The sequence below is a fragment of the Streptomyces sp. NPDC002680 genome (assembly GCF_042889145.1).
In the GTDB taxonomy this organism is placed as follows: Bacteria; Actinomycetota; Actinomycetes; order Streptomycetales; family Streptomycetaceae; genus Streptomyces; species Streptomyces adonidis.
Genome location: NZ_JBIAQP010000019.1, coordinates 117,110 through 141,788 on the forward strand (window position 1 = coordinate 117,110; position 24,679 = coordinate 141,788).

Annotated in this window: 21 protein-coding genes; 6 read left to right on the forward strand and 15 right to left on the reverse strand. The window is 72.1% G+C overall.

All coding sequences use genetic code 11. The features are described from left to right. Positions 1-202: 202 nt before the first annotated feature. On the reverse strand, positions 203-946 hold the full coding sequence (locus tag ACFYXF_RS39430; RefSeq protein WP_389356807.1) for an amino acid ABC transporter ATP-binding protein: 744 nt from the start codon (positions 944-946) through the stop codon (positions 203-205). Positions 947-1,082: 136 nt separating this feature from the next. After that, positions 1,083-1,523 carry a DUF6278 family protein gene (locus ACFYXF_RS39435; RefSeq protein ID WP_389356808.1) on the reverse strand — a complete coding sequence of 147 codons (441 nt, stop codon included), beginning with the start codon at positions 1,521-1,523 and terminating at the stop codon, positions 1,083-1,085. 175 nt (positions 1,524-1,698) lie between these two features. Here ACFYXF_RS39435 and ACFYXF_RS39440 point away from each other — a divergent pair, with 175 nt between their 5' ends. Then, positions 1,699-3,489 carry an SGNH/GDSL hydrolase family protein gene (locus ACFYXF_RS39440; protein WP_389356809.1) on the forward strand — a complete coding sequence of 597 codons (1,791 nt, stop codon included), beginning with the start codon at positions 1,699-1,701 and terminating at the stop codon, positions 3,487-3,489. A gap of 153 nt (positions 3,490-3,642) precedes the next feature. Here ACFYXF_RS39440 and ACFYXF_RS39445 read toward each other — a convergent pair whose 3' ends face one another. From ACFYXF_RS39445 to ACFYXF_RS39485, 9 genes are all read right to left on the reverse strand, one after another. Beyond that, positions 3,643-4,422, reverse strand: a complete 780-nt coding sequence (locus ACFYXF_RS39445) for an exodeoxyribonuclease III (RefSeq protein WP_389356810.1) — start codon at positions 4,420-4,422, stop codon at positions 3,643-3,645. 36 nt (positions 4,423-4,458) lie between these two features. Next, the gene (locus tag ACFYXF_RS39450) at positions 4,459-5,091 is read right to left on the reverse strand and encodes an MBL fold metallo-hydrolase (protein WP_389356811.1); all 633 of its coding nucleotides are present in this window, start codon (positions 5,089-5,091) and stop codon (positions 4,459-4,461) included. A 73-nt stretch (positions 5,092-5,164) separates the two neighbouring features. Beyond that, on the reverse strand, positions 5,165-6,460 hold the full coding sequence (pcaC, locus tag ACFYXF_RS39455; RefSeq protein WP_389356812.1) for a 4-carboxymuconolactone decarboxylase: 1,296 nt from the start codon (positions 6,458-6,460) through the stop codon (positions 5,165-5,167). Between the two features lie 146 nt (positions 6,461-6,606). Then, positions 6,607-7,734, reverse strand: coding sequence for a LacI family DNA-binding transcriptional regulator (locus tag ACFYXF_RS39460; RefSeq protein ID WP_389356813.1), 1,128 nt, complete (start codon positions 7,732-7,734; stop codon positions 6,607-6,609). Between the two features lie 121 nt (positions 7,735-7,855). Next, the gene (locus ACFYXF_RS39465; protein ID WP_389357018.1) at positions 7,856-10,099 is read right to left on the reverse strand and encodes an SWIM zinc finger family protein; all 2,244 of its coding nucleotides are present in this window, start codon (positions 10,097-10,099) and stop codon (positions 7,856-7,858) included. A gap of 170 nt (positions 10,100-10,269) precedes the next feature. Then, complete coding sequence (locus tag ACFYXF_RS39470; protein ID WP_389356814.1) at positions 10,270-13,101, reverse strand: DEAD/DEAH box helicase; 2,832 nt, start codon at positions 13,099-13,101, stop codon at positions 10,270-10,272. Positions 13,102-13,216: 115 nt separating this feature from the next. Next, positions 13,217-13,819: a sugar kinase gene (locus ACFYXF_RS39475; RefSeq protein ID WP_389356815.1), complete on the reverse strand. Its 603-nt coding sequence runs from the start codon at positions 13,817-13,819 to the stop codon at positions 13,217-13,219. After that, entirely contained in the window at positions 13,816-15,003 is a 1,188-nt protein-coding gene (locus ACFYXF_RS39480) for an ROK family glucokinase (protein ID WP_389356816.1), read from the reverse strand. Before ACFYXF_RS39480 ends, ACFYXF_RS39475 begins: the two co-directional genes overlap by 4 nt. Positions 15,004-15,158: 155 nt before the next feature. Continuing rightward, positions 15,159-15,908 carry a GntR family transcriptional regulator gene (locus tag ACFYXF_RS39485; protein ID WP_389357020.1) on the reverse strand — a complete coding sequence of 250 codons (750 nt, stop codon included), beginning with the start codon at positions 15,906-15,908 and terminating at the stop codon, positions 15,159-15,161. Between the two features lie 118 nt (positions 15,909-16,026). Here ACFYXF_RS39485 and ACFYXF_RS39490 point away from each other — a divergent pair, with 118 nt between their 5' ends. Then, positions 16,027-17,040, forward strand: coding sequence for a Gfo/Idh/MocA family oxidoreductase (locus tag ACFYXF_RS39490; RefSeq protein WP_389356817.1), 1,014 nt, complete (start codon positions 16,027-16,029; stop codon positions 17,038-17,040). A 334-nt stretch (positions 17,041-17,374) separates the two neighbouring features. Here ACFYXF_RS39490 and ACFYXF_RS39495 read toward each other — a convergent pair whose 3' ends face one another. Next, a complete protein-coding gene (locus ACFYXF_RS39495) occupies positions 17,375-18,565 on the reverse strand; it encodes a cytochrome P450 (protein WP_389356818.1) in 1,191 nt (396 codons plus the stop codon). An 88-nt stretch (positions 18,566-18,653) separates the two neighbouring features. Next, positions 18,654-19,334, reverse strand: a complete 681-nt coding sequence (locus ACFYXF_RS39500) for a response regulator (RefSeq protein WP_389356819.1) — start codon at positions 19,332-19,334, stop codon at positions 18,654-18,656. Between the two features lie 96 nt (positions 19,335-19,430). Between ACFYXF_RS39500 and ACFYXF_RS39505 the strand changes: the two genes are divergently transcribed. Then, complete coding sequence (locus tag ACFYXF_RS39505) at positions 19,431-20,465, forward strand: aldo/keto reductase (protein ID WP_389356820.1); 1,035 nt, start codon at positions 19,431-19,433, stop codon at positions 20,463-20,465. A gap of 60 nt (positions 20,466-20,525) precedes the next feature. Here the strand turns inward: ACFYXF_RS39505 and ACFYXF_RS39510 are convergent, their stop codons facing one another. Next, positions 20,526-21,878, reverse strand: a complete 1,353-nt coding sequence (locus ACFYXF_RS39510; RefSeq protein ID WP_389356821.1) for a histidine kinase — start codon at positions 21,876-21,878, stop codon at positions 20,526-20,528. A gap of 178 nt (positions 21,879-22,056) precedes the next feature. Between ACFYXF_RS39510 and ACFYXF_RS39515 the strand changes: the two genes are divergently transcribed. Both ACFYXF_RS39515 and ACFYXF_RS39520 read left to right on the forward strand, forming a co-directional pair. After that, positions 22,057-22,257 carry a hypothetical protein gene (locus ACFYXF_RS39515; RefSeq protein WP_389356822.1) on the forward strand — a complete coding sequence of 67 codons (201 nt, stop codon included), beginning with the start codon at positions 22,057-22,059 and terminating at the stop codon, positions 22,255-22,257. A 122-nt stretch (positions 22,258-22,379) separates the two neighbouring features. Continuing rightward, entirely contained in the window at positions 22,380-22,775 is a 396-nt protein-coding gene (locus ACFYXF_RS39520) for a ribonuclease domain-containing protein (RefSeq protein WP_369031373.1), read from the forward strand. Positions 22,776-22,921: 146 nt separating this feature from the next. Here the strand turns inward: ACFYXF_RS39520 and ACFYXF_RS39525 are convergent, their stop codons facing one another. Beyond that, positions 22,922-23,548, reverse strand: a complete 627-nt coding sequence (locus ACFYXF_RS39525) for a dihydrofolate reductase family protein (RefSeq protein ID WP_389356823.1) — start codon at positions 23,546-23,548, stop codon at positions 22,922-22,924. Between the two features lie 152 nt (positions 23,549-23,700). On the opposite strand from ACFYXF_RS39525, the gene ACFYXF_RS39530 reads away from it, so the two are divergent. Continuing rightward, complete coding sequence (locus ACFYXF_RS39530) at positions 23,701-24,465, forward strand: SDR family oxidoreductase (protein WP_389356824.1); 765 nt, start codon at positions 23,701-23,703, stop codon at positions 24,463-24,465. Positions 24,466-24,679: the final 214 nt, after the last annotated feature.

Below are 24,679 nucleotides of genomic sequence, written 5' to 3' on the forward strand. Positions count from 1 at the left end.
TCCGGCTGCCGCCGGGCGAACGCATGCCCTTCTACCGCTGCCCGCCTGGCAGCAGCGTCCCTGATTCGGCCGGTGCCACGTCCACGGCCTCGGTCCCCATCCCCGTCGCGGACCGGCCGGGTCACCAACACCACGGGGATGAACCGCAAATCGTAGTCGAGGTTCGCCGCGGCCGATTTCCCGCCCCGGCCGGCGTCGGCCGTCAGTGCTTGAGGATCTTGGAGAGGAAGTCCTTGGCGCGGTCGCTGCGCGGGTTCGTGAAGAACTCGTCGGGGCTGCGGTCCTCGACGATGCGGCCGTCGGCCATGAACACGACCCGGTTGGCGGCCGATCGGGCGAAGCCCATCTCATGGGTGACGACGACCATCGTCATGCCCTCGCGGGCCAGTTGCTGCATGACCTCCAGGACTTCGTTGATCATCTCCGGGTCGAGCGCGGACGTCGGCTCGTCGAAGAGCATCACCTTGGGGTCCATGGCCAGGGCGCGCGCGATGGCGACACGCTGCTGCTGACCGCCGGAGAGCTGGGCCGGGTACTTCGGCGCCTGCGAGGCGAGGCCCACCCGGTCGAGCAGTTCACGTGAGCGCCTGTCGGCCTCGCCCTTGTTCCGCCCCCGGACCTTGACCTGCCCCAACGACACGTTCTGCAGGACGGTCTTGTGGGCGAAGAGGTTGAACGACTGGAAGACCATCCCGACTTCGGCCCGCAGCCGCGCGAGCGGCTTGCCCTCGTCGGGCAGCAGCTCTCCGTCCAGCCTGATCGTCCCGGACTCGATCGGCTCCAGCCGGTTGATCGCCCTGCACAGAGTGGACTTGCCCGACCCGGACGGGCCGATGACCACGACCACCTCCCCCCTGCCGACGATGAGGTTGATGTCCTGGAGAACATGCAGCTCACCGAAGTGCTTGTTGACTTCCTGCAGCTCGATCAGCGGATCGACGGCCATGCCCAGCCCTACTTACTCTCAGCTGTGTCGTGGTTGCCGCAAACTATCCACCCGAGGATGGAGTTAGTACACGACACGCACTTTTCGGGCATAAGCCGTATTTACGTCAGCCATACCTGCCGCGTCTCCCCCTCGGCTACGACTCCGCGACCTCCGCGTACAGCTGCGAAAGCTCGGGGGCACCGCTGGACGCCCACGCGTGACCGGAGGCGACGACGTCGAACTCACGGCCCGACGACAGCCGCACGACGGGCTGGCCGTTCGGCCAGAAGTCCCAGGTGGCACCCTGGACGGTCCGCACGATGACGGTGCCGAGATAGAGGCCCGCGTCGTTGCCGAGCCAGGACAGGGCCTCCTCGTCGTCCCGCCAGCCCGGCAGCAGCTGGTCCAACGCCTCCAACGAGGCGGCGGAGTCGTCGAGTTCGACGCCCTCCCGGCCGGCCTGGGAGCGGAGCAACTCGCACTCGGAGAGAAGCCCGGCGACCGCCTCGGGGTCGTGCTCCCCCTCGGAGAACACCGCCACCCCTCGGGCGAGTCCATGCTTCTTGCGCCAGTTGCCCAGGAAAGGGATGTTCATACGTCCAGCGTGTCATTCACACCGCCGACCGCACCACTGGGCGCGCGGGGCCGCCGGTTCCGGCCAACTTCCTCGCACACCCGTGCCCGGCACACCTGCCGCATTGACGGGCACCTGGTACCTCTTTAGCTTCACACTGCATTGAGCGGCGGCCGAGTCGACCGAGAGGACGAAGATGCGCCGAGTCGAGCGGGGACCGGGACTCCGAGGTCTCTGGGGCCCGGGCATCATCCTCGCCCTGTGCGCGACACTCACCCCCTTGTCGTCCACGGCCGAGGCCACCGAACCCCTCCCCCTCACCCAGTACTTCGACAACACCGCGATCAGCGACGACACCCTCCCCGGCGCGGCCGACTTCGACGGCTCGGGCGCCTCCCTGTCGGCCCAGGACCTGACGGCCGCCGGCTGGACCAGGGGCCGCGCACTCACCGTCCAGGGCGCGAGGCTGACCTGGCCCTGCCGCGACCCGGGCGAGCCGGACAACGTCCGCGCGGCCGGCCAGCCCGTACGTCTGCGCGGGGAGGGCGACGCCCTCGCGTTCCTCCTCACCGCCACCGGCGGCTCCGAGGTGAGCGGCGCGGGCACGGTCTCGTACGCGGACGGCACGGAGTCCTCGTACCGGCTGACCGCCCCGGACTGGCGCACCGGCCCCCTCGGCGCCAAGGCGGTCGCCCTGCCGCATGTGAACACGCCCACCGGCCAACTCGCCGAGAAGGCACGGCTGTACGTCGTCACCGTGCCGATCGCACGCGGCCACGAGGTCGAGTCGGTCCGGCTGCCGTACGCGGCCGACCTGCATGTGTTCGCCCTCTCGGTACGGCCCGACACGGCCGCCTGGACGGGCAGTTGGGCGGCGCCGACCTCGACGTACGCGACCGTCGGCCCCTGGACCGACCGGACCCTGCGACTGGTGGTGCACTCGTCGGCCGGCGGGCCACGGGTGCGGGTCCGCTTCGACAACACCTTCGCGTCGGCGCCGGTACGGATCGGCAGCGCGACGGTGGCCGTGCAGTCGGCGGGCGCGACGGCGAGCGGTACGCCGGTGCCGCTGACGTTCGGGGGTGCGGCAGGGGTCGAACTCCCGGCCGGGGCACAGGCGTTCAGCGACCCGCTGGACTTCACGGTGCCCGCCGACACCAATCTGCTGGTGAGCTTCCACCTCCCGGGCACGGTCACGGCGGCCCCGCTGCACCGGCTCACGCAGCAGCGTTCGTACGTCAGCGAGCCGGGCGACCATACGGCGGACGGCTCCCCGACGCCGTACACCTCGACGCTGACGACGTGGCCGCTGCTGACGGGCGTCGACGTGGGTGACGGTCCCGGGTCGGTGGTGGTGCTCGGCGACTCGATCACCGACGGCGAGCGCTCGACCCTGGACGCCAACCGGCGCTGGCCCGATGTGCTCGCCGACCGGCTGCGGGCCCAGAGCGCGGTTCCCCCCTACGGCGTCCTCAACCAGGGCATCGCCGCGAACCGCATCCTGACCGACCGCTACCCGGGCGACGGCGTCTCGACCGACTCGGGCGGGGTCAGCGCCCTGCACCGCCTGGACCGGGACGTCCTCGCCCAGACGTCGGCCCGGACGGCGATCGTCTTCCAGGGCGTGAACGACCTGCGGACGGGTGCGTCGGCGGGCGATGTCATCGCCGGGCTGCGCGAGTTGGCCGAGCGGGTTCGGGCGCGGGGGGTGCGGGTGCTGGTCGCGACGATCGGGCCGTGCGGGGGTGAGGCGCGGTGCACCTCTGTCGTCGACGGTCAGCGGGGTGCCGTCAACACGTGGATCCGCGAGGAGGCGGTGTCCGACGGTGGTTTCGACGGGGCCGTGGACTTCGACGCGGCGCTACGGGACCCGGCACAGCCGACGCGGTTGCTGGCCGCGTACGACAGTGGGGATCATCTGCATCCCGGTGATGCGGGGTTGGCTGCGCTGGCTGGGGCGGTGGAGCTGGGGGCGCTGGTTCCGTAGGGAACCGTGGGTTTACGTGGCCGTACCTGGGGGCTCCGCCCCCAGACCCTCGTATCGCGCTGAACGCGCTCGTCCTCAATCGCCGGACGGGCTGGAGATGCGCGCCCGGCGCTGAAAAGGCCCCCCACGCCCACGAGAGCAGGCCCCCCGGCTCTACACCTCCAGGTCGACCACCACGGGAGCGTGATCCGACGCCCCCTTGCCCTTCCGTTCCTCCCGGTCCACGTACGCGTCCTTCACCGCTCCGGCGAAGGGCTCGTTGCCGTACACCAGGTCGATGCGCATGCCCCGGTTCTTGGGGAAGCAGAGCTGGCGGTAGTCCCAGTACGTAAAGGGGTGGTCGTACTTCAGGGGGCGGGGGACGACGTCCGTCAGGCCCGTCTCGCGCAGGGACGCCAGGGCGGCGCGCTCCGCCGGGGTGATGTGGGTGAGGCCCTCGAAGGCCGCGAGGTCGTAGACGTCGTCGTCCGTCGGGGCCACGTTGTAGTCGCCCAGGACCGCGAACGGGCGGCTGCCCGCCGCGTCCCCGGCGACCGCTGCCTTCAGGGCCTCGAACCACTGGAGCTTGTAGGCGTAGTGGGGGTGGTCCACCTCGCGGCCGTTCGGCACGTACACCGACCAGACGCGGACCGGGCCGCAGGTCGCGGAGACGGCACGGGGCTCCTCGACGCCCTCGTAGCCGGGGTCGCCGGGCAGGCCCCGCACGACGTCCTCCAGGCCCACGCGGGAGATCACCGCGACGCCGTTCCATCTGCCGGTCGCGTTGACCGCCACCTCGTAGCCCAGCTCGCGCAGCTGGTCGGACGGGAACTGCTCGGCGGCGACCTTGGCCTCCTGGAGGCACAGCACATCCGTGCCGGTGCTCTCCAGCCAGGCCAGCAGCCTCGGCAGGCGGGCGGTGATCGAGTTCACGTTCCAGGTCGCGATACGCATGCCCCACAACCTACCCGCCGGGTCTGACAACGCGGCTCAGACCTCCGCCGAGGCCCCCGATGCAAGGCGCTGGTGCTCGGCGCCGCCCAGGCCGCCGACCAGCCGGTCGTAGATCGGGCGGGCGAGGTCCGTGAGCAGGGCGTCGTGGATGTCGTACGCGCGCTGCGGCTTGACCTCGCGGACGTAGTCGACGACCTCGGAGAGCTTGCTCCACGGGGCCATGACCGGGAGCAGCAGGGTGTCGACCGGGTGGTCGGGGACGGTGAGGGCGTCGCCGGGGTGGAAGACGGCGCCGTCGACGAGGTAACCGACGTTCGTGATGCGCGGGATGTCCGGGTGGATCACGGCGTGCAGTTCGCCGTGGACCTGGACGTCGAAGCCCGCGGCGGTGAACGTGTCGCCGTGGCCGACGGTGTGGACGCGGCCCGGGAAGGCCGCGGAGAGCTGTTCCGCGACCGAGGCGAGGGTCCAGAGTCCGGCGGCCGGGTTGGCGTCCAGGGCGGCGCGCAGGCGTCCCTCGTCGAAGTGGTCGGCGTGCTCGTGGGTGACCAGGATCGCGTCGGCGCCTGCCGCGGCGTCCTCCTCGCTGAACGCACCGGGGTCGAGGACGAGCGTCTGCCCGTTCTTCTCCAGACGGATGCAGGCGTGCGACTTCTTCGTGAGCTTCATGCGTCCCATCCTGCCGCGTGGGCCGGGATGGTGGGCCGCCGAGGCTGGTGGTTTCACCACCAGGCTTCCCCGGTCACTCCTCGGGGGTCGTCTCCTCGCGGATGACCTGCTGGGCCACCTTGAACGCGCTGTTCGCGGCCGGTACCCCGCAGTACACGGCGGCCTGGAGCAGCACTTCCTTGATCTCGACCGGGGTGAGGCCGTTGCGGAGGGCGGCACGGGTGTGGAAGGCGAGTTCGTCGAGGTGGCCGCCCGCGACGAGGGCGGTGAGGGTGACACAGCTGCGGGAGCGCCGGTCGAGGCCGGGCCGGTTCCAGATCTCGCCCCACGCGTATCTGGTGATGAACTCCTGGAAGTCCCCGGAGAACTCGTCCGCCTGCGCCAGCGCCCGGTCGACATGCGCGTCGCCGAGCACCTCGCGCCGGACCTTCATCCCGGCGTCGTACTGGTCCGGGCGGCTGTGCCCGCCGGACTGTGCGGCGGCCGGCGCGATCTCCGCGATGGGGGTGATCGGCTGGGCGGCGGTCAGCACCGGCTTGAGCGGCGCCGCCGAGATGGCCGTCTGGCCGGTCGGGTTGTCGTACGCGGGCTGCCAGGCCGTCGAGAAGTGGCGGACGAGGAGATCCGTGACGGCCGCGGGCTGCTCGACCGGGACCAGGTGCGAGGCACCGGGTACGACCGCGAGGCGGGCGTCCGGTATGCCCGCGACCAGGGTGCGGGCCTCGGCGGGGCCGGTCACCTGGTCGTCGGAGCCGACGAGGACGAGGGTCGGCACACCGACACGGCCCAGTTCGCCCCGTACGTCGAAGGAGGCGAGCGATTCGCAGGCCGCGATGTAGCAGCCGGGGTCGGTGGTGCGGACCATCTGTACGGCCCACTCGGTGATCGCGGGCTGCGCGGCGGCGAAGCCGCTGGTGAACCAGCGTTCGGGGGACGTACGGGCGATGGGGTCGAGCCCGTTCGTCCGGACGATCACCCCGCGCTGGCGGAACTCGTCGGCCGTCCCGAAGCGGGGCGAGGCCGCGATCAGCGCGAGCGAGGCCAGCCGCTCCGGGTGGCGCAGCGCCAGTTCGGCGCCGATCGCGCCGCCGAGCGCGCAGCCCGCGTAGCCGAAGCGCTGTACGCCGACCGCGTCGAGCGTGGCGAGCAGTCGGGTGGCCAGGTCGGTGACCGATCCGGCGGGGTGTGCGGGGGCGCCGCCGTGTCCGGGCAGGTCGAAACGGAAGACCCGCCACTGCTTCACCAGCTCCGGCACCTGCCGGTCCCACATGTGCCACGTCGTGCCCAGCGAGGGACCCAGGATCAGGACAGGTGCGTCTTCCGGCCCGTCAAATCGGTATTGCAGGGTCTCTTTCGTCGTCTCACTCACCCGCTTACGCTCCCATATCTCACATCCCCTCCCGGGACGGGGCCGGGTAGCTCACGAGACCTCCCCATTGGTCCGCCGTCGTACGAAAATCCTCCACATCCGGCGGGTGACCAGGAGGTGGAGGGGCGGACGAGCGCTCCGGGGGCCTACCAGGCGAGCCTGCGCACCGACTGTCTGATGACCAGCTGTGTGCCGAGCACCACATGGTCCTCGCCGCCGAGGGACTCCTCGCGCTCCAGGGCCAGGCGTACGGCGGTACGGCCGAGTTCCTCGTAGGGGACCCGGACGGTGGTGAGGGACGGGGTCAGGTCGGTCGCGAAGGGCACGTCGTCGAAGCCCACGACGGACACGTCGCCCGGTACGTCCCGTCCGGCTTCGCGCAGTGCGGCGAGCGCGCCCAGCGCGACCATGTCGGAGGCGGCGAACACCGCCGTGAACTCCAGCCCGGCGCGCAGGGCGTCCCGGGTGCGGGCATAGCCCGAGGCTCGGGTGTACGTCCCCTCGGTGTCGAGTTCCCCGGCGTGGTCGGCGCCATGGGCGCGCAGTGCGTCCCGGTAGCCGGCCCGGCGTTCGTCGCCGCTGCTCAGCCCGGTCTCCCCGCCGAGGAACAGCACCCGGCGGTGCCCGGAGGCGAGCAGGTGCGAGGCGGCCTGGAAGGCGCCGCCCCGGTTGTCGTAGTCCACGACCGTCAGCGGCAGGTCCGGCGCCGGGGCCGGGCGGCCCACCAGCACCAGCCGTGACCCGGCGGCGTCCAGCGCCCGGGCGTAGCCGGCCATCCGCCGTTCGTACGCCGCGTCCGGCACCACTCCGCCCACGAGGAGTACGGCGGCCGCGTGTTGCTCGCGCATGAGCTGGACCAGGGCGTCCTCCCGGGTCGCGTCGTCGTGCGTGGCGCACACCAGGCTGAGCCTGCCCCGGTCGGCGGCCTCCTGCTCCACTCCGGCGGCGACATGGGCGAGGGACGGCCCGGTGATGTCCTTGATCACCAGGGCAACCGGGCCGGCGACCCGCCCGGAGAGGGCTTTGGCGTGCACGTTGACCACGTAGTGCAGGGACGCGACGGCGGCCATGACCCGGGCCCGGGCCTCGTCGGAGACCGGGTAGTTCCCGGCGAGGGTTCGGGAAACGGTTGCTACGGAGACTCCGGCCTTCCGCGCCACGTCACGGATCGTGCTGGGCCGCTCCTTGGCGCCGTGGTGCGCGTCGGCCCGCTTCCGCTGTCCGGGACGCCCCGCACGCGCGGATGGCCGTTCGCTGTTCCCGTTGTCCGTCACGGCTCGACGTTACTGCATGTGAGATGCCTTGCGGCATGGGCGGGAGAGCGGCCGGCGGGCCGGTTCGGGTATACGTTTTCTATCCATTTCCATCCACCTTTCTGCCTCTCTCCGCCGGGCTTCAGGAATCCGCGGGGTTGCCGAGGCCGGTGAGGGCGCCGACCGGGTCCAGGTCGGGGGTGCCTCGGGGCCACCAGTCGTCGTGGCCCGGTTCGGACTCGTACGCGTACCAGAGGCCGTCACGGCCCAGGCGGAGCTGTATGTGGCCGCGCGGGTGGGTGAGGTGGTTGCGCCAGGGTCTGAAGGCGGGGAGGTCGGCGGCGCGGAGGAGCGGGCGGGCGCGGTCGAAGCGCCCCGCCGGCGGGTCCCACGCCTCCTCAAGGACCTCCAGTCCGTCGAGCCCGCCCTGCCGCCAGGCGGCCACCGCGCGCGCCAGGTCGGCCGGGGTGCGGCCGGCGGCTCTGGCGAGCGAGGAGTAGAGGGCGCGGGTGCCCGCGGTGAGGCCGGAGCCGGGGCGGGCGGCGGCGAGCCGTACGGCGTCCTGCCACAGGGTCAGCTCGCCGACCGGGTCGTGGCCGGTGGTGAGCAGCGTGTGGGCGCGGGCGGCGGCGTCCGTCGCCAACTGGTCCAGCGCGAAGGGGTCCGGGCCGCCGGGGGACGCCGGGTAGGCCGGGGGCGGCTCGGGGTGCGGACGGGGAGGCAGCGGGGCCGGGAGCGGCGGGAGGGTGTGCGGCGCGAGCGCGTCGGAGGCCCGGACCCCGGGGAAGGCGGCCGTCTGCTGCTCCTGAGCGGCACGGGCGCCACGGGCCGCGTTGCGCCGGGACAGTTCGTCCAGCACTTCCCGTTCGCCCCTGCCCCGCAGGAGGAGCAGGACGAAGGGGTCGGCGTCGAGGAGGCGGGCGGTCTGGTAACAGAGGGCGGCGGCGTGCTTGCAGGGGTGTCCGGAGTCGGGGCAGCTGCACCGGGGTTCGAGGTCGCCGGGGCCGGGCAGCAGCGGGGCCCCGCAGTCGGCGAGGGACTGGGGCAGCTCCTTGTCGAGCAGCGCGGCGATGTGCCCGGGCCGCTCCACGGCGGCGTCCAGGAACCGCTCCCACTCCTGGCCTCCGAGGGTGCGCAGCCGCACCTGTACGCGGTACGGCCGGGGGCGGGAGCCCTGTACGTAGGCGAGTACGAGCCCCGGTGTCACGGTGATGGCATCGACGTGCCCCTTCTCGGCGTACCCACGCCCCCGCACCAGCCGGGCGGCGTCCAAGGCGCCCTCCTCCAGGGCGGTCACCCAGGCATTGCCCCACCAGCTCTCCGCGAAGCGGACGCCCTCGGACGCCGTCTCCCGGTTTCCCGAGGCTCGCAGGGCGGGGAAGGTCCGGCGCAGCTCACCGTCACGGCCGGGGGCGGCCATGGAGGAGGGCACGGGGGCGATGCGTGAGGTGTCGCTGTCGCTGTGGCTGTCGTGGGGATCGGCGAGGGGCGGCGGTACGTGTCGGAACTCGGTGGTGGCCCGGGGGTTGGGGGTGTCGCTGGACGCGTCTACCGTCGCTTCGTCGGCCTCGACGCCAGTGTCGCCCCGGGGGGTCGGCGAGGCGACGGCACGCAGGACCTCCCCCACGGTCACCGGCGGCGAGGGGTCCGTGTGCGGCTCGGCGCCAGCAGGCCTGGGGTCCCGCACGGGAGCCGCCGGGGACTCGTCGGTGGGCAACTCGAAGGAACCGGCGAGCAGTTCCCGTACGTCACGCACCCGGTCGCCGGGACTCCGGTCACGCGGGTCCCGCGCGCGCAGGGGCCGAACGGGCCGCCGCGTGGCCTCGGCTGCGGCCGCCTCCGCGTCGAGCCGGGCCCGCAGCGCTTCTCCACGCGCGGCACGCAAGGCCTCGCGGGCGACGTCTCCGGGGCGTCCGCTCTTGCGGTCTCCCGCGTCGGTACGGGCCTGCGGGGCATCGGGGACGTCGGGGGCACCGTCGAGCCCGTCCGGGGCCGCCGGGCCCGGCCCTGCCGTGGCTCCTGTCGGGGGCTTGCTGCTGGCCGATGCCGTCGCACCCCACAGCGCCACACGGGCCGCGTCACCCGGCCTCGCCTTGGGCCCCGTGGCCTCCACGGGCCTGTCGAGCCTCCCGCGCTGCTCGGGCTCCCCGGTCTCCGTGGGCTTCTCATACCTCCCGCGCTGCCCAGGCTTCTCGGGTTCTGTGAGCTTCCCGGCCGCCGCCGCACGTGCCACGCCCCGCGCGGGCACCGCTCCCGGCGCCGCGCCGTGTGTCGCAGATGTCGTCGTCTGGCCCGCGCGCTCCCGGGCGGCCCTCAGGGCTCTGCGGGCCGCGTCGGCCGGTCGGTCCTGGCCGGGATCGTCGGGCAGGGGGCGCTCGCCCGGCATCGGCTCGTCTGCCGGTCGGTCCTCGCTGGGCTCGTCCGGCAGGCGGCGCTCGGCCTGCATCCGCTCGTCTGCCGGTCGGTCCTGCCCGGGGTCGTCCGGCAGAGGACGCTCGGCCTGCACCGGCTCCTCCCCCGCCGGGCCGCGCCCGTCCTCGTGTTCCTCCGTCGGCATCACACCGCCCTCCGCAGCGAGACCAGGTCGGACAGTGCGCGGTCCGTCAGTTCCGTGAGGGATGCCTCGCCGGACGTGAGGATCGCGTCGGCCAGGGCTCGCTTGGATTCGAGCATCTCCGCGATGCGGTCCTCGACCGTGCCCTCGGTGATCAGGCGGTGCACCTGGACGGGCTGGGTCTGGCCGATGCGGTAGGCCCGGTCCGTGGCCTGTTCCTCGACCGCCGGGTTCCACCAGCGGTCGAAGTGGACGACATGGCCCGCGCGCGTCAGGTTCAGGCCCGTGCCCGCAGCCTTCAGGGAGAGGACCAGGATCGGGGTCGCGCCGGCCTGGAAGCGGTCCACCATGCGTTCCCGTTCCGGGACCGGGGTGCCGCCGTGGAGCAGTTCCGCCGGGACCGCGCGGGACGCGAGGTGGGAGGAGATCAGGCGGGCCATCCCCACGTACTGCGTGAACACCAGGGCCGAGCCGTCCTCGGCGAGCAGGGTGTCCAACAGCTCGTCCAGCAGGGCGAGTTTGCCGGAGCGGGCCGCCATCCGGTCGCTCGCGGCGGGCGTCGGCGCCTCCTCCTTGAGATACAGCGCGGGGTGGTCGCAGATCTGCTTCAGGGAGGTCAGCAGCTTCAGGACCAGGCCGCGGCGCGCGATGCCGTCCGTCGTCTCGATGGCGAGCATCGACTCCCGCACCACCGCCTCGTACAGAGCGGCCTGTTCGCGGGTCAGGGGGACCGGGTGGTCGGTCTCCGTCTTCGGCGGGAGTTCCGGGACGATGCCCGGGTCGGACTTCTTGCGGCGCAGCAGGAACGGGCGGACCAGGCGCGCCAGTCGGGCGATCGCCTCCTCGTCCTCGCCTGTCTCCACCGCGCGTGCGTGCCGGGCGCGGAAGGACTTCAGGGGGCCCAGGAGGCCGGGGGTGGTCCAGTCGAGCAGGGCCCAGAGTTCGGAGAGGTTGTTCTCGACGGGGGTGCCGGTGAGCGCCACGCGCGCGGGGGTCGGGATCGTGCGCAGTGCCTTCGCGGTCGCCGAGTACGGGTTCTTGACGTGCTGTGCCTCGTCCGCGACGACCATCCCCCACGGCTGCTCGGCCAGCCGGGTCGCCGTCGACCGCATGGTGCCGTACGTCGTGAGGACGAAGCCGCCCGTCATGTCCTCCAGGGTGCGGTCGGGGCCGTGGTAGCGGCGGACGGGGACGCCGGGCGCGAACTTGGTGATCTCGCGCTGCCAGTTGCCCAGCAGGGAGGCCGGGCAGACCACCAGCGTCGGTTCGCTGCGGGCCCGCCGCAGATGCAGGGCGATGACGGTGATCGTCTTGCCGAGCCCCATGTCGTCGGCGAGGCAGCCGCCGAGGCCGAGGGAGGTCATGAGGTCCAGCCAGGCCAGTCCCCGGAGTTGGTAGTCGCGGAGGGTGGCCTTCAGTCCCGGGGGCGGTTCCACGGGGGTGATGCCCGCCGTGAGCCGGTCGCGCAGGGTCGCCAGCGCGCCGACCGGGACCGCCTCGACCGTCTCACCGTCGGCCTCCACCTCGCCGGTGAGTGCGGCCGAGAGCGCGTCGACCGGGTCGAGCAGGCCCAGTTCGCGCTTGCGTGCCTTCCGGACGAGGGCCGGGTCCACCAGGACCCACTGGTCCTTGAGGCGTACGACTGGACGGTGGGCCTCGGCCAGCAGGTCCATCTCGGCCTCGGTGAGCGGATCCCCGCCGAGCGCCAACTGCCAGCGGAACTGGAGGAGTTCCTCGCTCTCGAAGAAGCCGGTGCCGTCCTTCGCCGAGCCGGGCGCCGGGCGTACGACCGCCTGGGCGGTCAGGTCCTGGGCGAGGTCCCGGGGCCAGTGCACGGCGACGCCCGCGGCGGCGAGCCGGGTCGCTGCCCTCCCGAGCAGGTCGTACAGCTCCTCCTCGGAGAGTGCCAGTACGGCGGGCGCGTCCTGCTCGGTGAGGCGGTCGAGCGGAGGCCAGACGCGGGCGGCGCGACGGACCGCCAAAGCCGCGTCCACGCGTGCGCGTGTCCCGAAGGCCGCGTCCGCGGTGCCCGCCCACAGGGTCGCCGCGTCGGTCACCAGGGTGGGGTCGGCGAGGCTGTGTACCTGGACGATCGCCGCACCCGCGCTGCGCACCCGGTCGGGGTCGTCGAACAGTTCGTACGCCGACAGGTCGAGGCGGAGCGAGATCCGCACGCCCGCGTCCATGCCCGCGGCGACCTCCGCCGCCCAGTCGTGGGCGTCAGGGAGACGCTGTGCCGCGCGCGCGGCGAAGGGCAGCCCCGCTGCGTAGGGAGCCGCCGGGGTGCGCGGGAGGGTGTCCGCGACGGCGTCCAGGAAGGCGCGCACGAGCGCCTCGGGCTCGGGCAGTTGCAGGGGTCCGGAGCCGGGGAGGGGCACCGCGTGGCCCTCGTACGGCAGGGCGGCGGCGATGGCCCTGAGGTGGGCGATGTCGTCGGGCTCCAGCGGGCCCGCGCGCCAGGCGTCGTGTCCGGCGGGGGTGAGCCCGGGCAGCAGCCTGCCGCGGGCGGTGAGCCGCAGGGCGTGCAGCGCGGCGGCGCCCCAGCAGGCGGTGGCGGGATGGGCGGCGGGGTCGCGGCGGGCCCGTACGAGCAGCGGCAGCGCTGCCTCGACGGGCAGCGTCAGCGCGGGGGTGGTCCGGCGGCGGACGCCGGCGCCGTGTCGTCGTACGACCGTCAGTTCCGTGTGTGTGTCGCCCTCACCGGGCAGGCCCGTGTCCCCCGTCGGATCCCAGAAGGCGATGCGGCCCTCGCGCGGGAGCGGGGCCGGGAGGAAGACGGCCGCGAGGCGCACGGACACGTCCGCCACCGCTGTCGTCGATGCCTCGTCGCTCATGCCTACGCCACCTCCCGCCCTCGTGTCGTGTCCGTCGAGTCGGACGTCTTCGACTGTACGGGCGGGGTCTGACAATCGGTCCCGGCGACGGGCCGGAGCCCGGTCGCCCGGCCCGTCAGGGGGTGGTGCGCGAGACGACGTAGACCATGTAGTGGTTGGGGTGCGACCACTTCACGACGATGTGCTGGGTGGGTGCCGGGTTCTTCTGCTGGTGGGCGAGACCCCACCACGGGCCCGGCTCCTTGAACTCCCAGCCGACGATCTTCCGGTCGCGGGCGCTGATGCTGAGCTGGTCCTTCTTCAGGCCGGCGCGGGGGACGCCCATGGCCTTGAAGAAGTAGTCCAGCCCCGCGTTCGTGGTCATGAACTGGACGTACAGACGGCTGGTGCGCCAGTTGTTCGTCTCGTAGTAGGCGACCTTCGTCGACAGGATTCCCTTGCCGTCGGCCTGGCGCGGTACGGGCACCTCGTAGATGTGGCGCTGGACCTTCGAGGGCCAGGCCTCGGTGAGGCCGCGCGCCGCCCACTTGCGTTCCTTGTCCTTGCCGCTGTCGCGGCTCTGGTTGGCGGAGATCACCAGATAGCCGGCCGGGACGCCGATGAGCAGCACGATGATCAGCAGGGTCAGGGCCCGGCGGCGGATCATGTGGCCCCGGTCCTCGGGCGGCTTGGGCTGCTCGTCCGGGGCCATGGCCTGGCGGGGCAGGGAGGCGGTCACAGCGGCCCCTGGGAGGTGCGGCGGGTCTCGGCGTACTTCTCGTAGCGTTCGTATCGCTCGACGCGCCGTCGGTTGGCGCGCCGGAAGCGGCGGGCGACCAGCCGGGCGAGGTCGGCGGCGCCCACCATGCCGGCCTCGGGGCCGAGCTGGGCGCGGGCGATACGGGCCTCGGGGCGGTAGCCACGGCCGGTCAGCTGGCGCCGGAAGGCGTCGCGGGCCGGGCCGATCAGCAGGTCGTCGGCCGCGGAGACGCCGCCGCCGATCACGAAGCAGGAGGGGTCCAGGGCGGCGGCCAGGTTGGCGATGCCGACGCCGAGCCACTGGCCGATGTCCTGGAGCAGTTCGATGCACATGGCATCGCCCTCACGGGCCAGCTCGGTGATCATCGGCCCGGTGATCTCGGCGATGTTGCCCTTGACGTGCTCGATGATCCCGTACGCCACCGGGGAGTCGGCCGCCGCGAGTTCGCGCGCCTCTCTGACCAGGGCGTTGCCGGAGCTGTACTGCTCCCAGCAGCCGCGGTTGCCGCACGGGCAGCGGTGGCCGCCGGGCACGACCTGCATATGGCCGAACTCGCCCGCCACGCCGAACTTGCCGCGCTTGACCTGGCCGTCCTCCAGGATCGCGCCGCCGATGCCGGTGCCGAGCGTGATCATGACGAGGTGGTCCTCGCCGCGACCCGCGCCGAAGCGCCACTCCGCCCAGGCGGCCGCGTTGGCGTCGTTGTCGACCAGGACGGGAACGGCGAGGCGGCTGGAGATGCGGTCCCTCAGGGGCTCGTTGCGCCACGACAGGTGGGGCGCGAACAGGATCCGGTTGCGGTCGGCGTCGACCCAGCCGGCCGCGCCGATGCCGACCGCGTGCACGTCGTGCCGGTCGGACAGGTCGAGGACCAGCTCGACGATGGTGTCCTCGACGACCTTGGGGCTCTTGGACTTGTCCGGCGTCTCGGTGCGGAGCTTCTCCAGGATGTTGCCGTCGGCGTCGACCACTCCCGCCATCACCTTCGTGCCGCCGATGTCGATACCGACGGTGGGCACGCGGGGGGCTGTGAGGTGGGACCGGCGCTCGCGCGTGCCGACGGTACGCAGGGCCGGGGCCCTGCGGGAGCCGATGGGGGCGCTGCCTTCTCGGCTGGAGCCGGCGAGTGCCCTGGGGAGTGCGAGGTCGCGGTAGCTGCTCATCGGGAGTGATTCTGCCTCACCGGCAAGGAGGGTGCGTTGCGGGGGAGCGATGGGGCGGTGCGGTTGTCTGCCGGGTGCGGGTGGTCTGTGGTTGCTCGCGCAGTTCCCCGCGCCCCTAGAGGAGGAGAAAGGGGGCTGCGCCCCTTTCTCCTCCTCTAGGGGCGTACCAGTAGTTGGAATTCGAACGAGTAGCGGGTGGGGCGGTAGGTGTGGGTGCCGAATTCGACCGCTCTGCCTGTGTCGTCGAAAGTTGTGCGCTGCATCGTGAGGAGGGGGGCGCCCTCGCGTTCGGTGAGGCGGTCCGCCTCCTCCGCCGTGGCGCCTCGGGCGCCGATCGACTGGCGGGCGCTGTGGAGGGTGATTCCGGCGGCGCGCATCAGGCGGTAGAGGCCGGTGGCCTCCAGTTGTGCGGTGTTCAGGTCGAAGAGGCCAGGCGGCAGGTAGTTGCAGAGGTACGCCATCGGCTCGCCGTGGGACAGCCGCAGCCGTTCCACGCGGTGTACGTCGCTGCCCTCGGCCACGTTGAGGGCGGCGGCGACCTCGGCGGAGGCCGGCACGACCGTGTTGACGAGGACCTTGGTCGCGGGGCGCTGGCCCGCCGCCTCCAGGTCGTCGTACAGGCTGCTCAGTTCGAGCGGGCGCTTGACCTGGCTGTGCACGACCTGCGTGCCGACGCCTCGCCGGCGTACCAGCAGACCCTTGTCCACCAGGGACTGGATGGCCTGGCGCACGGTCGGGCGGGACAGGCCGAGTCGTCCGGCCAGCTCTATCTCGTTGCCCAGCAGGCTGCCGGGCGTGAGTGCTCCGTGCTCGATCGCGGCTTCGAGCTGCTGGGACAGCTGGAAGTAGAGCGGCACCGGACTGCTCCGGTCCACACTCAGCTCCAGCGGCGCTGTGGGATCCACATCTGGTTTCGGCACGGGCCGAGCGTAGCTGCGGGGATTGTTGACGGGAAGTTGTGTAGTTCGATTGTCCGGACATACGCATTGACAGCGTGCCTGGTCGGACCCCAGTTTGGTTCTCATGCGCATCGGAGTCATCGGGACGGGCCGCATCGGTACATTCCACGCGAACACCCTCAGCCGCCACCGCGAGGTAGGGGGCTCACTCATCGTCACGGACGCGGACAGCGGACGGGCACAGGATCTTGCACATCGTTTAGGAGCAACGGCCGCACCAGGTGTCGACGAGATCTTCACCTGGGGCGTGGACGCCGTGGTGATCACCGCTGCCACCTCGGCCCACGCCGAACTGATCGGTCGGGCAGCACGCTCGGGTCTGCCGGTGTTCTGCGAGAAGCCTATAGCCCTCGATCTGCCCGCCACCTTGGCCGCGATCGCCGAGGTGGAGGCAGCTGGAACGATCCTTCAGATGGGCTTCCAGCGCCGTTTCGACATCGGCTACACGGGCGCACGGGACATCGTGCGCTCCGGGAAGCTCGGCCGGCTGCACACCGTCCGCATGATGACGTCGGACCAGACGCCGCCTCCGCCCGAGTACCTGCCGCTGTCCGGAGGGCTGTACCGGGACACCCTGATCCACGACTTCGACATCCTGCGCTGGGTGACGGGGCACGAGATCGTCGAGGTGTACGCGACCGGGTCGGACACCGGTCCCTCGATGTTCCGCGAGGCGGGCGACATCGGTACGGCGGCCGCCGTACTCACCCTGGACGACGGCACGCTCGCCACGGCGACGGCAACGCGTATGAACGGCGCGGGCTACGACGTCCGTATGGAGCTGGCGGGCGAGCTGGACCAGGTCGGTGTGGGCCTGGACGACCGTACGCCCATCGCGTCCACCGAACCGGCCGGACCGCCGGCCGCGAGCAAGCCCTGGACCGGCTTCCTGGAGCGCTTCGGCCCCGCCTACGAGGCCGAGCTGTCGGCGTTCGTGGAGGTGGTGCGCGGCGAGCGCGCCAACCCCTGCGACGGCCGCGAGGCACTCCAGGCCCTGCGCGTCGCCGAGGCCTGCGAACTGTCCAGACAGGAGCACAGGCCCGTCCACCTCGCGGAGATCGCGGGCGGGTGGGACTGAGCACGGGACCGACGACCGAGGGGGGACGACGGCGGCGACTCCCCGAGGCGTTCCCGGGCCGGCCGGCCATCACCGCACCGGGCCGGACGGTCGCCCCGACGCACGGGAGCGGACGGCTGTCGGCGCGCGCGGGAGCAGACGATTGCCGACGCGCGGAACCGGACGGCTACGGGCGCACAGAACCGGACGGTTACAAGCGCGCGGGACCGGACGGCTACGTGCGCACAGGCCCGGACGGCTACGGGCACACAGGCCCGAACCGCAGCCGACGCACAGGACCGGAGAGTCGCCGGCACACCGCACCGGACGGACACCGGCGCTCGGGACCGGCCCGCTACCAGCGCACCGGCAGGCTCCGCACCCCCCGCATCAGCATCCCAGGGAGCCAGTCGCCGGGCGGGCCGGCGAGCGCCAGGCCGGGGGTGCGGGCCAGCAGGGTGCCTATCGCCGTGCGTGCTTCGAGGCGGGCCAGTGGGGCGCCCAGGCAGTAGTGGAGGCCGTGGCCGAAGGCCATGTGGCCCCGGGTGTCGCGGTGGATGTCGAATCGGTCCGGGGCCGGATAGCGGTCCCCGTCGCGGTCGGCCGCGGTGAGGCCGATCATCACCGCCTCGCCCTTCTCGACGGCTGTGCCGCCTATCTCCAGGGGTTCGGCGGCGAACCGGAAGGTCGCGTTCTCCACCGGTCCCTCGTAGCGCAGCATCTCCTCCACCGCGCCGTCGAGGAGGGTCATGTCGGCGCGCAGTTCGGCCAGTTGGGCGGGGTGGGTGAGCAGGGCGTGGACGCCGCTGGTGATGAGGTTGACGGTCGTCTCGTGGCCCGCGATCAGCAGGATGAACGCCATGCCGCGCAGTTCCGCGGGGGACAGCCGGTCGCCGTCCTCGGCCGTGGTCCGGATCAGGTCGCTGAGCAGGTCGCCGCTCGGTCCGGCGCACCGCTTGTCCTCGATCAGGTCGGAGAGATACGCGGCGAGCTGCACGAACGCGTCGTGGTGGCTCTCCGCGTCGGTGGGCGCGACCGCCTCCGAGGACAGTTTCCGGAAGGCCGTACGGTCGATCTCGGGCACGCCGAGCAGTTCGCAGATCACTGTGAGGGGCAGCGGGTACGCGAACGAGTCCACCAGGTCGGCCCGGCCGCCCGGGATCATCGCGTCGAGGAGTTCGTCGGTGATCTTCTGGATCCGCGGCCGCAGTGCCTCCACGCGGCGGGCGGTGAAGGCGCGGGTGACCAGCGCGCGCAGCCGGGTGTGCTGCGGCGGGTCCGCGACGAGGAGGTACTTGCCGATCAGCTCCTCGTCCAGGAACCGCATCCCGATCTTGTTCACGTCCTTGGCCAGCCGGGGGTCGGCGAGCGCCGCCCGCGCCTCCTCGTACCCGACGACGAGCCAGGTCTCGTGGTGCGCGTCGTGACCCGGCAGCCGGACGCGGTGCACGGGGCCGCGGGCGCGCAGCCGTGCGTACACCGGATGCGGGTCCGCCCTGAACCCGTCGCCGAACTCCCCCAGATCGAGCACGTGCGCTTCCCCCACGACGATCCCCCTGACAGCCGCCCTCGCGGCCGGTCCCGCTGCCGGGCCCGGCCGTCCCCGTTGCCATGAGAACGGGCGGCGGCACCGGCTAGTGCCCGTCCGGACCGTTTTCCTCCAGGAGTCCGGCGTCGTACGTCAACAGAGCGATCTGCACTCGGTTGTTGAGGTCGAGCTTGGCGAGGATGCGGGAGACGTGCGTCTTGACTGTGGCGACGCTCATGAACAGGGCGGCGGCGATCGCGGCGTTCGAGCGGCCCTGGCCGACGGCGACCGCGACCTCGCGTTCCCGGTCGTTCAGGGCACCGATCCGCTCCCGGGCGCCGGCCCGCCGGGTGTCGGCCGTGCCGCCCGCCGCGTGGGCCATCAACTGGCGGGTCACGGCGGGCGACAGGACGGGGTCCCCGGCGGCGACACGGCGTACCGCGGCCAGGATCTCGGCGGGCGGGGTGTCCTTGAGGACGAAGCCGGCGGCGCCCGCGCGCAGGGCGCGCAGTACCTGGTCGTCGGCGTGGAAGGTGGTCAGGACCACGACCTGCGGGGCGTCCTTGAGGGCGCGGAGGCGTTCGGTGGCGGCGAGACCGTCCACCGTCGGCATCCGGATGTCCATGAGCACGACGTCCGGGCCGGTGCGGCCGACGAGCGCCTCGACCTCGCTGCCGTCGGCGGCCTCGCCGACGATCTCGATGTCGTCGGCGCCGCCCATCATCAAGGACAGGCCTGCCCTTACCAGGGGGTCGTCGTCGACGAGGAGCAGTCTGATCACGGTCATGGCCCTACGTAATCACGGTTGTGCGGCGCCGGGTCGGACACGGGCGGAGCGCGGCTACATTGCCCGCCTGAACATCCGTCAAGCGAGAGGCCTTTCGTGCGTTACCGACTGCTGGGCCGGACCGGCCTGCGCGTCTCCGAACTCTTCCTGGGAGCCATGACCTTCGGTGAGCAGGGCGGGGTGGGCGCGCCCAAGGAGGAGTGCGCGCGCATCCTCGACGCGTACGAGGCCGCCGGCGGCAATGTCGTCGACACCGCGATCAACTACCGCGGTGGGGCCAGCGAGACGATCCTGGGCGAACTCCTCAGAGGGCGGCGCGACCGGCTCGTGCTGTCCACCAAGTACACGATCTCGCGCGACGGCGCCGACCCCAACGCCGCGGGCAACCACCGCAAGAACCTCACGCTGTCCCTGGAGACGAGCCTGCGCCGGCTCGGCACGGACTACGTCGACGTCTACTGGGTCCACATCTGGGACCGCGCCACGCCCGTCGAGGAGACCATGCGTGCCCTCGACGACGCCGTGCGCTCGGGGAAGGTGCTGTACGTCGGCATCTCGGACGCCCCGGCCTGGGTGGTGTCCCGGGCCAACACCCTGGCGGAGTGGCGGGGTTGGTCGCAGTTCGCCGCGCTGCAGGTGCCGTACAGCCTGCTGAACCGGGACATCGAGCGTGAACTGCTGCCGATGGCCGAGGCGTTCGGGATGTCGGTGGCGGCCTGGAGTCCGCTGCACAACGGCATTCTGTCCGGCAAGTACACCCGCGCGCGGGGCATCGCCCCCGACGAGTCGGTACGGCTGTCCGCGGACGCGGTCGGCGAGCACGAGCACACGGTGGCGCGGGCCGTGCAGTCGGCGGCGGACGAACTCGGCGCGTCCCCCGCGCAGGTGGCCATCGCGTGGACCATGGCGCACTCCCCCGCCGTGCACCCGATCGTGGGCGCGCGCCGGGTCGAGCAGCTCATGGACAACCTCGGCGCGGCCGAACTGACGCTCCCCGAGGACCTGGTGGTCAAACTGGACGAGACGACCGGATTCCGGCCGGGCTTTCCGACCGAGTTCATCGAGGAGACCTCGGGCTGGGTGTACGGGGAGGCGGGACGTCGGGTGGTACCGCGTACGGTGCGCGGCTGAAAGCGCCCTCTTCTTAAAGAGGTCCCTCATTAAAGAGGTCTCGCTTCAAGGGGTCCCGCTTCAAAGAGGTCCGCCCCACGGCAGCCAGGCCCGTACGGCGAACCCCACGCGCGCGTGCCCGTGTCCGCCCTCTCCCCCGTCCGCCTCCGTGCCGTGCTCCAGCCGGCCGCCCGCCAGCGTCGCGCGCTCGATCAGCCCGATGAGGCCCTGTCCGGAGCCGGGAACGTGCGGGATGTCTCCCGGGGGCGCGGGATTGCGTACGGAGACGGTCAGGCCGTCGCCCGGGGCGCCCGCGAGGGACACCGTGACCTCGGCGCCCGGGGCGTGTTTGCGGGCGTTCGTGAGGCCCTCCTGGACGATCCGGTAGGCGGTGCGGCCGATGGAGGCGGGGACGGCCGCCGGTGCCGTCACACGGCTGTCCAGCACGATCTTCATGCCGGCCTCGCGGGATTCGGTCACCAGGGTGTCGAGCGCGGCCAGGGTCGGCTGTGGGCGCCCCGCCTCCTCCGCGTCGCCCGCCCGCAGGACGCCGATGATCTCCCGCAGGTCCTGGAGGGCCTCGTGGGCGCTCTCCCGGATGACCCCGGCCGCCCGCGCGACCTCCTCGCGGGGTGCGTCGGGCCGGAACTCCAGAGCGCCGGCGTGGACGCTCAGCAGAGTGAGGCGATGGGCGAGTACGTCGTGCATCTCGCGCGCGATGGCCTCGCGGGCGAGCCGCTGCGCCTGTTCGGCCCGCAGCGCGGCCTCCGTCTCGGCCCGCCGCAGCCGGTCCCGCAGGCTGAGCATGAGCTGCCGCTTGGACCGTACGAACATGCCCCAGCCGACCGCGGTCGCGGTCAGCAGCACGCTGAGGATCACCGAGACGACGTACGGCAGGTCCGGGTCGGGGCGCAGCCAGTAGAAGACCGGCATCACGGCGACGGAGGCGGCGGCGACCAGGCCGACGTACCGGAAGGGCCGGTGCACGGCGAGGGAGAAGAGGGCGACCAGGCCGGCGCCGCCCGCGGTGCTCGACACGAGGCTGACCACGAGCATCGCGACGGCGAGGCCGAGCGGCCAGCGGCGGCGCAGCCAGACGGCGGCGCAGGCGAGGGCGCCGAGCCACTGGTCGACGACGGCGAGGGCGTGGGGGGTGTTCGGGTCGTCGGCCAGGGCGTCCGCGCCCAGCACGCCGATGACGACGGCCAGCAGGAAACAGGTGAAGTCGACGACCCAGTCGCGTGCGGTGCGCCGGGGCCGTGCGGACAGCCCGAGCCGGCCGAACCGTCCGGCCCACTTGCGTTCGGAGCCGAGGCCGGGGACGGCGTCGGGGGCGGGGTCCAGTTCGTCGAGCACGGCCGACGGGAAGAGCCACCGCCGCCCCGGGAACGCCGTCGGGGCCTCGGGAACGGATGTCGGCCTGTCACCACTCACAGTCGACAAATCTACGCACTCCTGGCCCGTGTCACCCCTGCCGAGCAGTGATCGTCGACCAAAGTCGGGCCGCCGCAGACTTTCGGCGGTGCCGCCGGGAGCGAACGGCGACTTCGGGAGAGGATGCCTCGCCCTGCGGCCGATGGAAGCGGGCGGCGCCCGGGGTGAGGATCGCGGCATGAAGCAGCTACTGGAGATCATCGGTTTCCTCGCCCTGGTGCAGGGCATCGCGGGCCTGCTGCACGAATTCACCGACGTGCACTGGGGCCTCGTACAGAAGATCGGTTTTCTCGACGGCTACGAGGTCTACGCGAGCGCCGCACTGCTCGTGCTGTCGTTCGCGCTGTTCGCGGCTGCCGAGAGCCGGAAGCGGGGGTGACCGGGGTGACCGGTGAGGTGGTCGATCCCGAAGTTAACTTCCGGAAAACTCATCGGACTTGACGGGAAATTCTTCGGGGTTGTCATTGACATGCCACTATCTACGCGCGTCATCATGAGGGCATGAGATTCCCCCCACGAATCACTCGCATCGGCGCCGCAGCCGCCGTACTGTCCGCTCTCCTGGTGGGTGGCACCGTCACCGTCGGCACGGCCGGTGCCGCCACCACGGCAGTGGGCAGCATCTGCTACGACGACCTGCCGTCGCAGGCCTACACGACGCTCAACCTGATCGCGCAGGGCGGCCCCTACCCGTACTCGCAGGACGGCAGCGTCTTCCAGAACCGGGAGGGCGTCCTGCCCTCGCAGTCCACCGGTTACTACCACGAGTACACGGTCAAGACTCCTGGCTCCTCCACGCGCGGTGCCCGTCGCATCGTCACGGGTGAGGAGTACCAGGAGGACTACTACACCTCCGACCACTACGCCTCGTTCGACCTGATCGACTACGGCTGCTGAGTCCCCCACGACTCGGTACGAGGAACGGTGCGACCTGATCCGCATGTGCCGCTGAACCCCTTGCCCCGCGTACCCCCCACATCGCGACAGGACGCGGGGCAAGGCAGTTCGGAATGACGCGGGATCGCATTTCCACGCCTATACGTTTATACGTTCTCCGGAAGCTCGTACGTGCCATATTCCGGGCGGCCCGCGGACTCGTACGTCTGGATGGACACGCCCGCCGCGGTCGTACGGCCTCCCGTGCGCCGGAAGGCGGTCGGGACGGCGCCCTCTGTAAAGAGGCGGCGGCCGGCGCCGAGGACGACCGGGAAGGTCAGCAGGTGGACCTTGTCGACGAGGTCCAGGGCGAGGAGTGACTGGGCGAGGGCGCCACTGCCGTGCACCTGGACCTCACGGTCCGTGTGTTCCTTGAGGGCGGCGACCTCCTTGCCGAGATCACCGCTCAGCACGGTCGTGCCGGCCCAGTGCGGGTCCCTGAGGCTGGACGACACGACGTACTTCGGCAGGCCGTTCAGGCGGGACGCGACCGGGTCGGCGGGGTCGGTGACCTTGGGCCAGTACGAGGCGAAGATGTCGTACGTACGGCGGCCCAGGAGGAAGACGTCGACGCGTTCGAAGACCTCGGTGATGAACCGGCCGAAGTCCTCGTCCCCGTACGGGACGCTCCAGCCGCCCTGTGTGAAGCCGTCCCGCGGGTCCTCGTTGGGACCGCCCGGCGCCTGGTAGACGCCGTCGAGGGTGACGAAGGACGTGAGGGTGAGGGTGCCCATGGCGGGTGCCTGCTCTCTGGGAGGGGTCCTGGTTGTCATCAGCTCAGACCCCGGCGGCCCCCGCAACTCATCGGTGGACGGGGTTTCGGGTGCCTGACCTCGGTGTCCGTTCGCCGCCAGCACGTGGGGCGGCGGGCCGCTGGGATGGCTCCATGACAACTCCGACAGCGCTGACAACTCTGCAGGGACCCCTGAACGGCAAGGTCGCCCTGGTGACCGGCGGCAGCCGGGGCATCGGCGCGGCGACGGCACTGCGGCTCGCCCAGGAGGGCGCGGACGTGGCCGTCACCTACGTGAACGGCAAGGAGGCGGCCCAGGACGTCGTACGGGCCGTGGAGGCGCTGGGACGCCGTGCGGTGGCCCTCCGGGCGGACTCCGCGGACGCGACGGAGGCCGCCGGCGCGGTGGAACGTACGGCGGAGGCGCTCGGTGGCCTGGACGTGCTGGTGAACAACGTGGGCGTCGGCGTCCTCGGACCACTGACGGACCTGGCCCTCTCCGACGTCGACCGCGTCCTGGCGGTGAACGTACGCGGCGTGTTCCTGGCCTCACAGGCCGCCGCCGCGCGCATGACCTCCGGCGGCCGGATCATCACGATCGGCACCTGCATGACGCAGCGCGTACCCGGCCCCGGCGGAACCCTGTACGCGATGAGCAAGTCGGCCCTGGTGGGCCTGACGAAGGCCCTGGCCAGGGAGCTGGGCGCGCGCGGCATCACGGCGAACATCGTCCACCCCGGCCCGATCGACACGGACATGAACCCGGCGAACGGCCCACACGCGCCCGCCCAGTCCGCGATGACGGCGCTGGGCCGCTTCGGACGGGCGGAGGAGGTGGCGACGACGGTCGCACATCTGGCGACGGCCGACTACATCACGGGCGCAGAGTTCGCGGTGGACGGCGGCCACGCGGCGTAACTCCCGACAGGACAGCTGAATTCGCGCTCCTGTCCACCCGGGACAGGAAGCGGCACCGTCACTGAGCCACAAGGGGCACGATGCCCGCCGAGGTTCCAGGCACAGCCCGAAGCGAGGCGCACGCGACGCAGCCCGGACAGCAACCCCAGAGGCGCGGCCCCGGGCGGACTGCCGTCCCGGCCGGGGAAGTCCCGGCTGCGGGGGCAGTCCCCGC

Bases quoted from the DNA above. Each gene is read 5' to 3' on its own strand.
- ACFYXF_RS39470 (WP_389356814.1), bottom strand. From the start codon at position 13,101: ATGAGCGACGAGGCATCGACGACAGCGGTGGCGGACGTGTCCGTGCGC.
- ACFYXF_RS39465 (WP_389357018.1), bottom strand. From the start codon at position 10,099: ATGCCGGGCGAGCGCCCCCTGCCCGACGATCCCGGCCAGGACCGACCG.
- ACFYXF_RS39515 (WP_389356822.1), top strand. From the start codon at position 22,057: ATGAAGCAGCTACTGGAGATCATCGGTTTCCTCGCCCTGGTGCAGGGC.
- ACFYXF_RS39430 (WP_389356807.1), bottom strand. From the start codon at position 946: ATGGCCGTCGATCCGCTGATCGAGCTGCAGGAAGTCAACAAGCACTTC.
- ACFYXF_RS39520 (WP_369031373.1), top strand. From the start codon at position 22,380: ATGAGATTCCCCCCACGAATCACTCGCATCGGCGCCGCAGCCGCCGTA.
- ACFYXF_RS39530 (WP_389356824.1), top strand. From the start codon at position 23,701: ATGACAACTCCGACAGCGCTGACAACTCTGCAGGGACCCCTGAACGGC.
- ACFYXF_RS39435 (WP_389356808.1), bottom strand. From the start codon at position 1,523: ATGAACATCCCTTTCCTGGGCAACTGGCGCAAGAAGCATGGACTCGCC.
- ACFYXF_RS39445 (WP_389356810.1), bottom strand. From the start codon at position 4,422: ATGCGTATCGCGACCTGGAACGTGAACTCGATCACCGCCCGCCTGCCG.
- ACFYXF_RS39525 (WP_389356823.1), bottom strand. From the start codon at position 23,548: ATGGGCACCCTCACCCTCACGTCCTTCGTCACCCTCGACGGCGTCTAC.
- ACFYXF_RS39450 (WP_389356811.1), bottom strand. From the start codon at position 5,091: ATGAAGCTCACGAAGAAGTCGCACGCCTGCATCCGTCTGGAGAAGAAC.
- ACFYXF_RS39480 (WP_389356816.1), bottom strand. From the start codon at position 15,003: ATGAGCAGCTACCGCGACCTCGCACTCCCCAGGGCACTCGCCGGCTCC.
- ACFYXF_RS39490 (WP_389356817.1), top strand. From the start codon at position 16,027: ATGCGCATCGGAGTCATCGGGACGGGCCGCATCGGTACATTCCACGCG.
- ACFYXF_RS39500 (WP_389356819.1), bottom strand. From the start codon at position 19,334: ATGACCGTGATCAGACTGCTCCTCGTCGACGACGACCCCCTGGTAAGG.
- ACFYXF_RS39440 (WP_389356809.1), top strand. From the start codon at position 1,699: ATGCGCCGAGTCGAGCGGGGACCGGGACTCCGAGGTCTCTGGGGCCCG.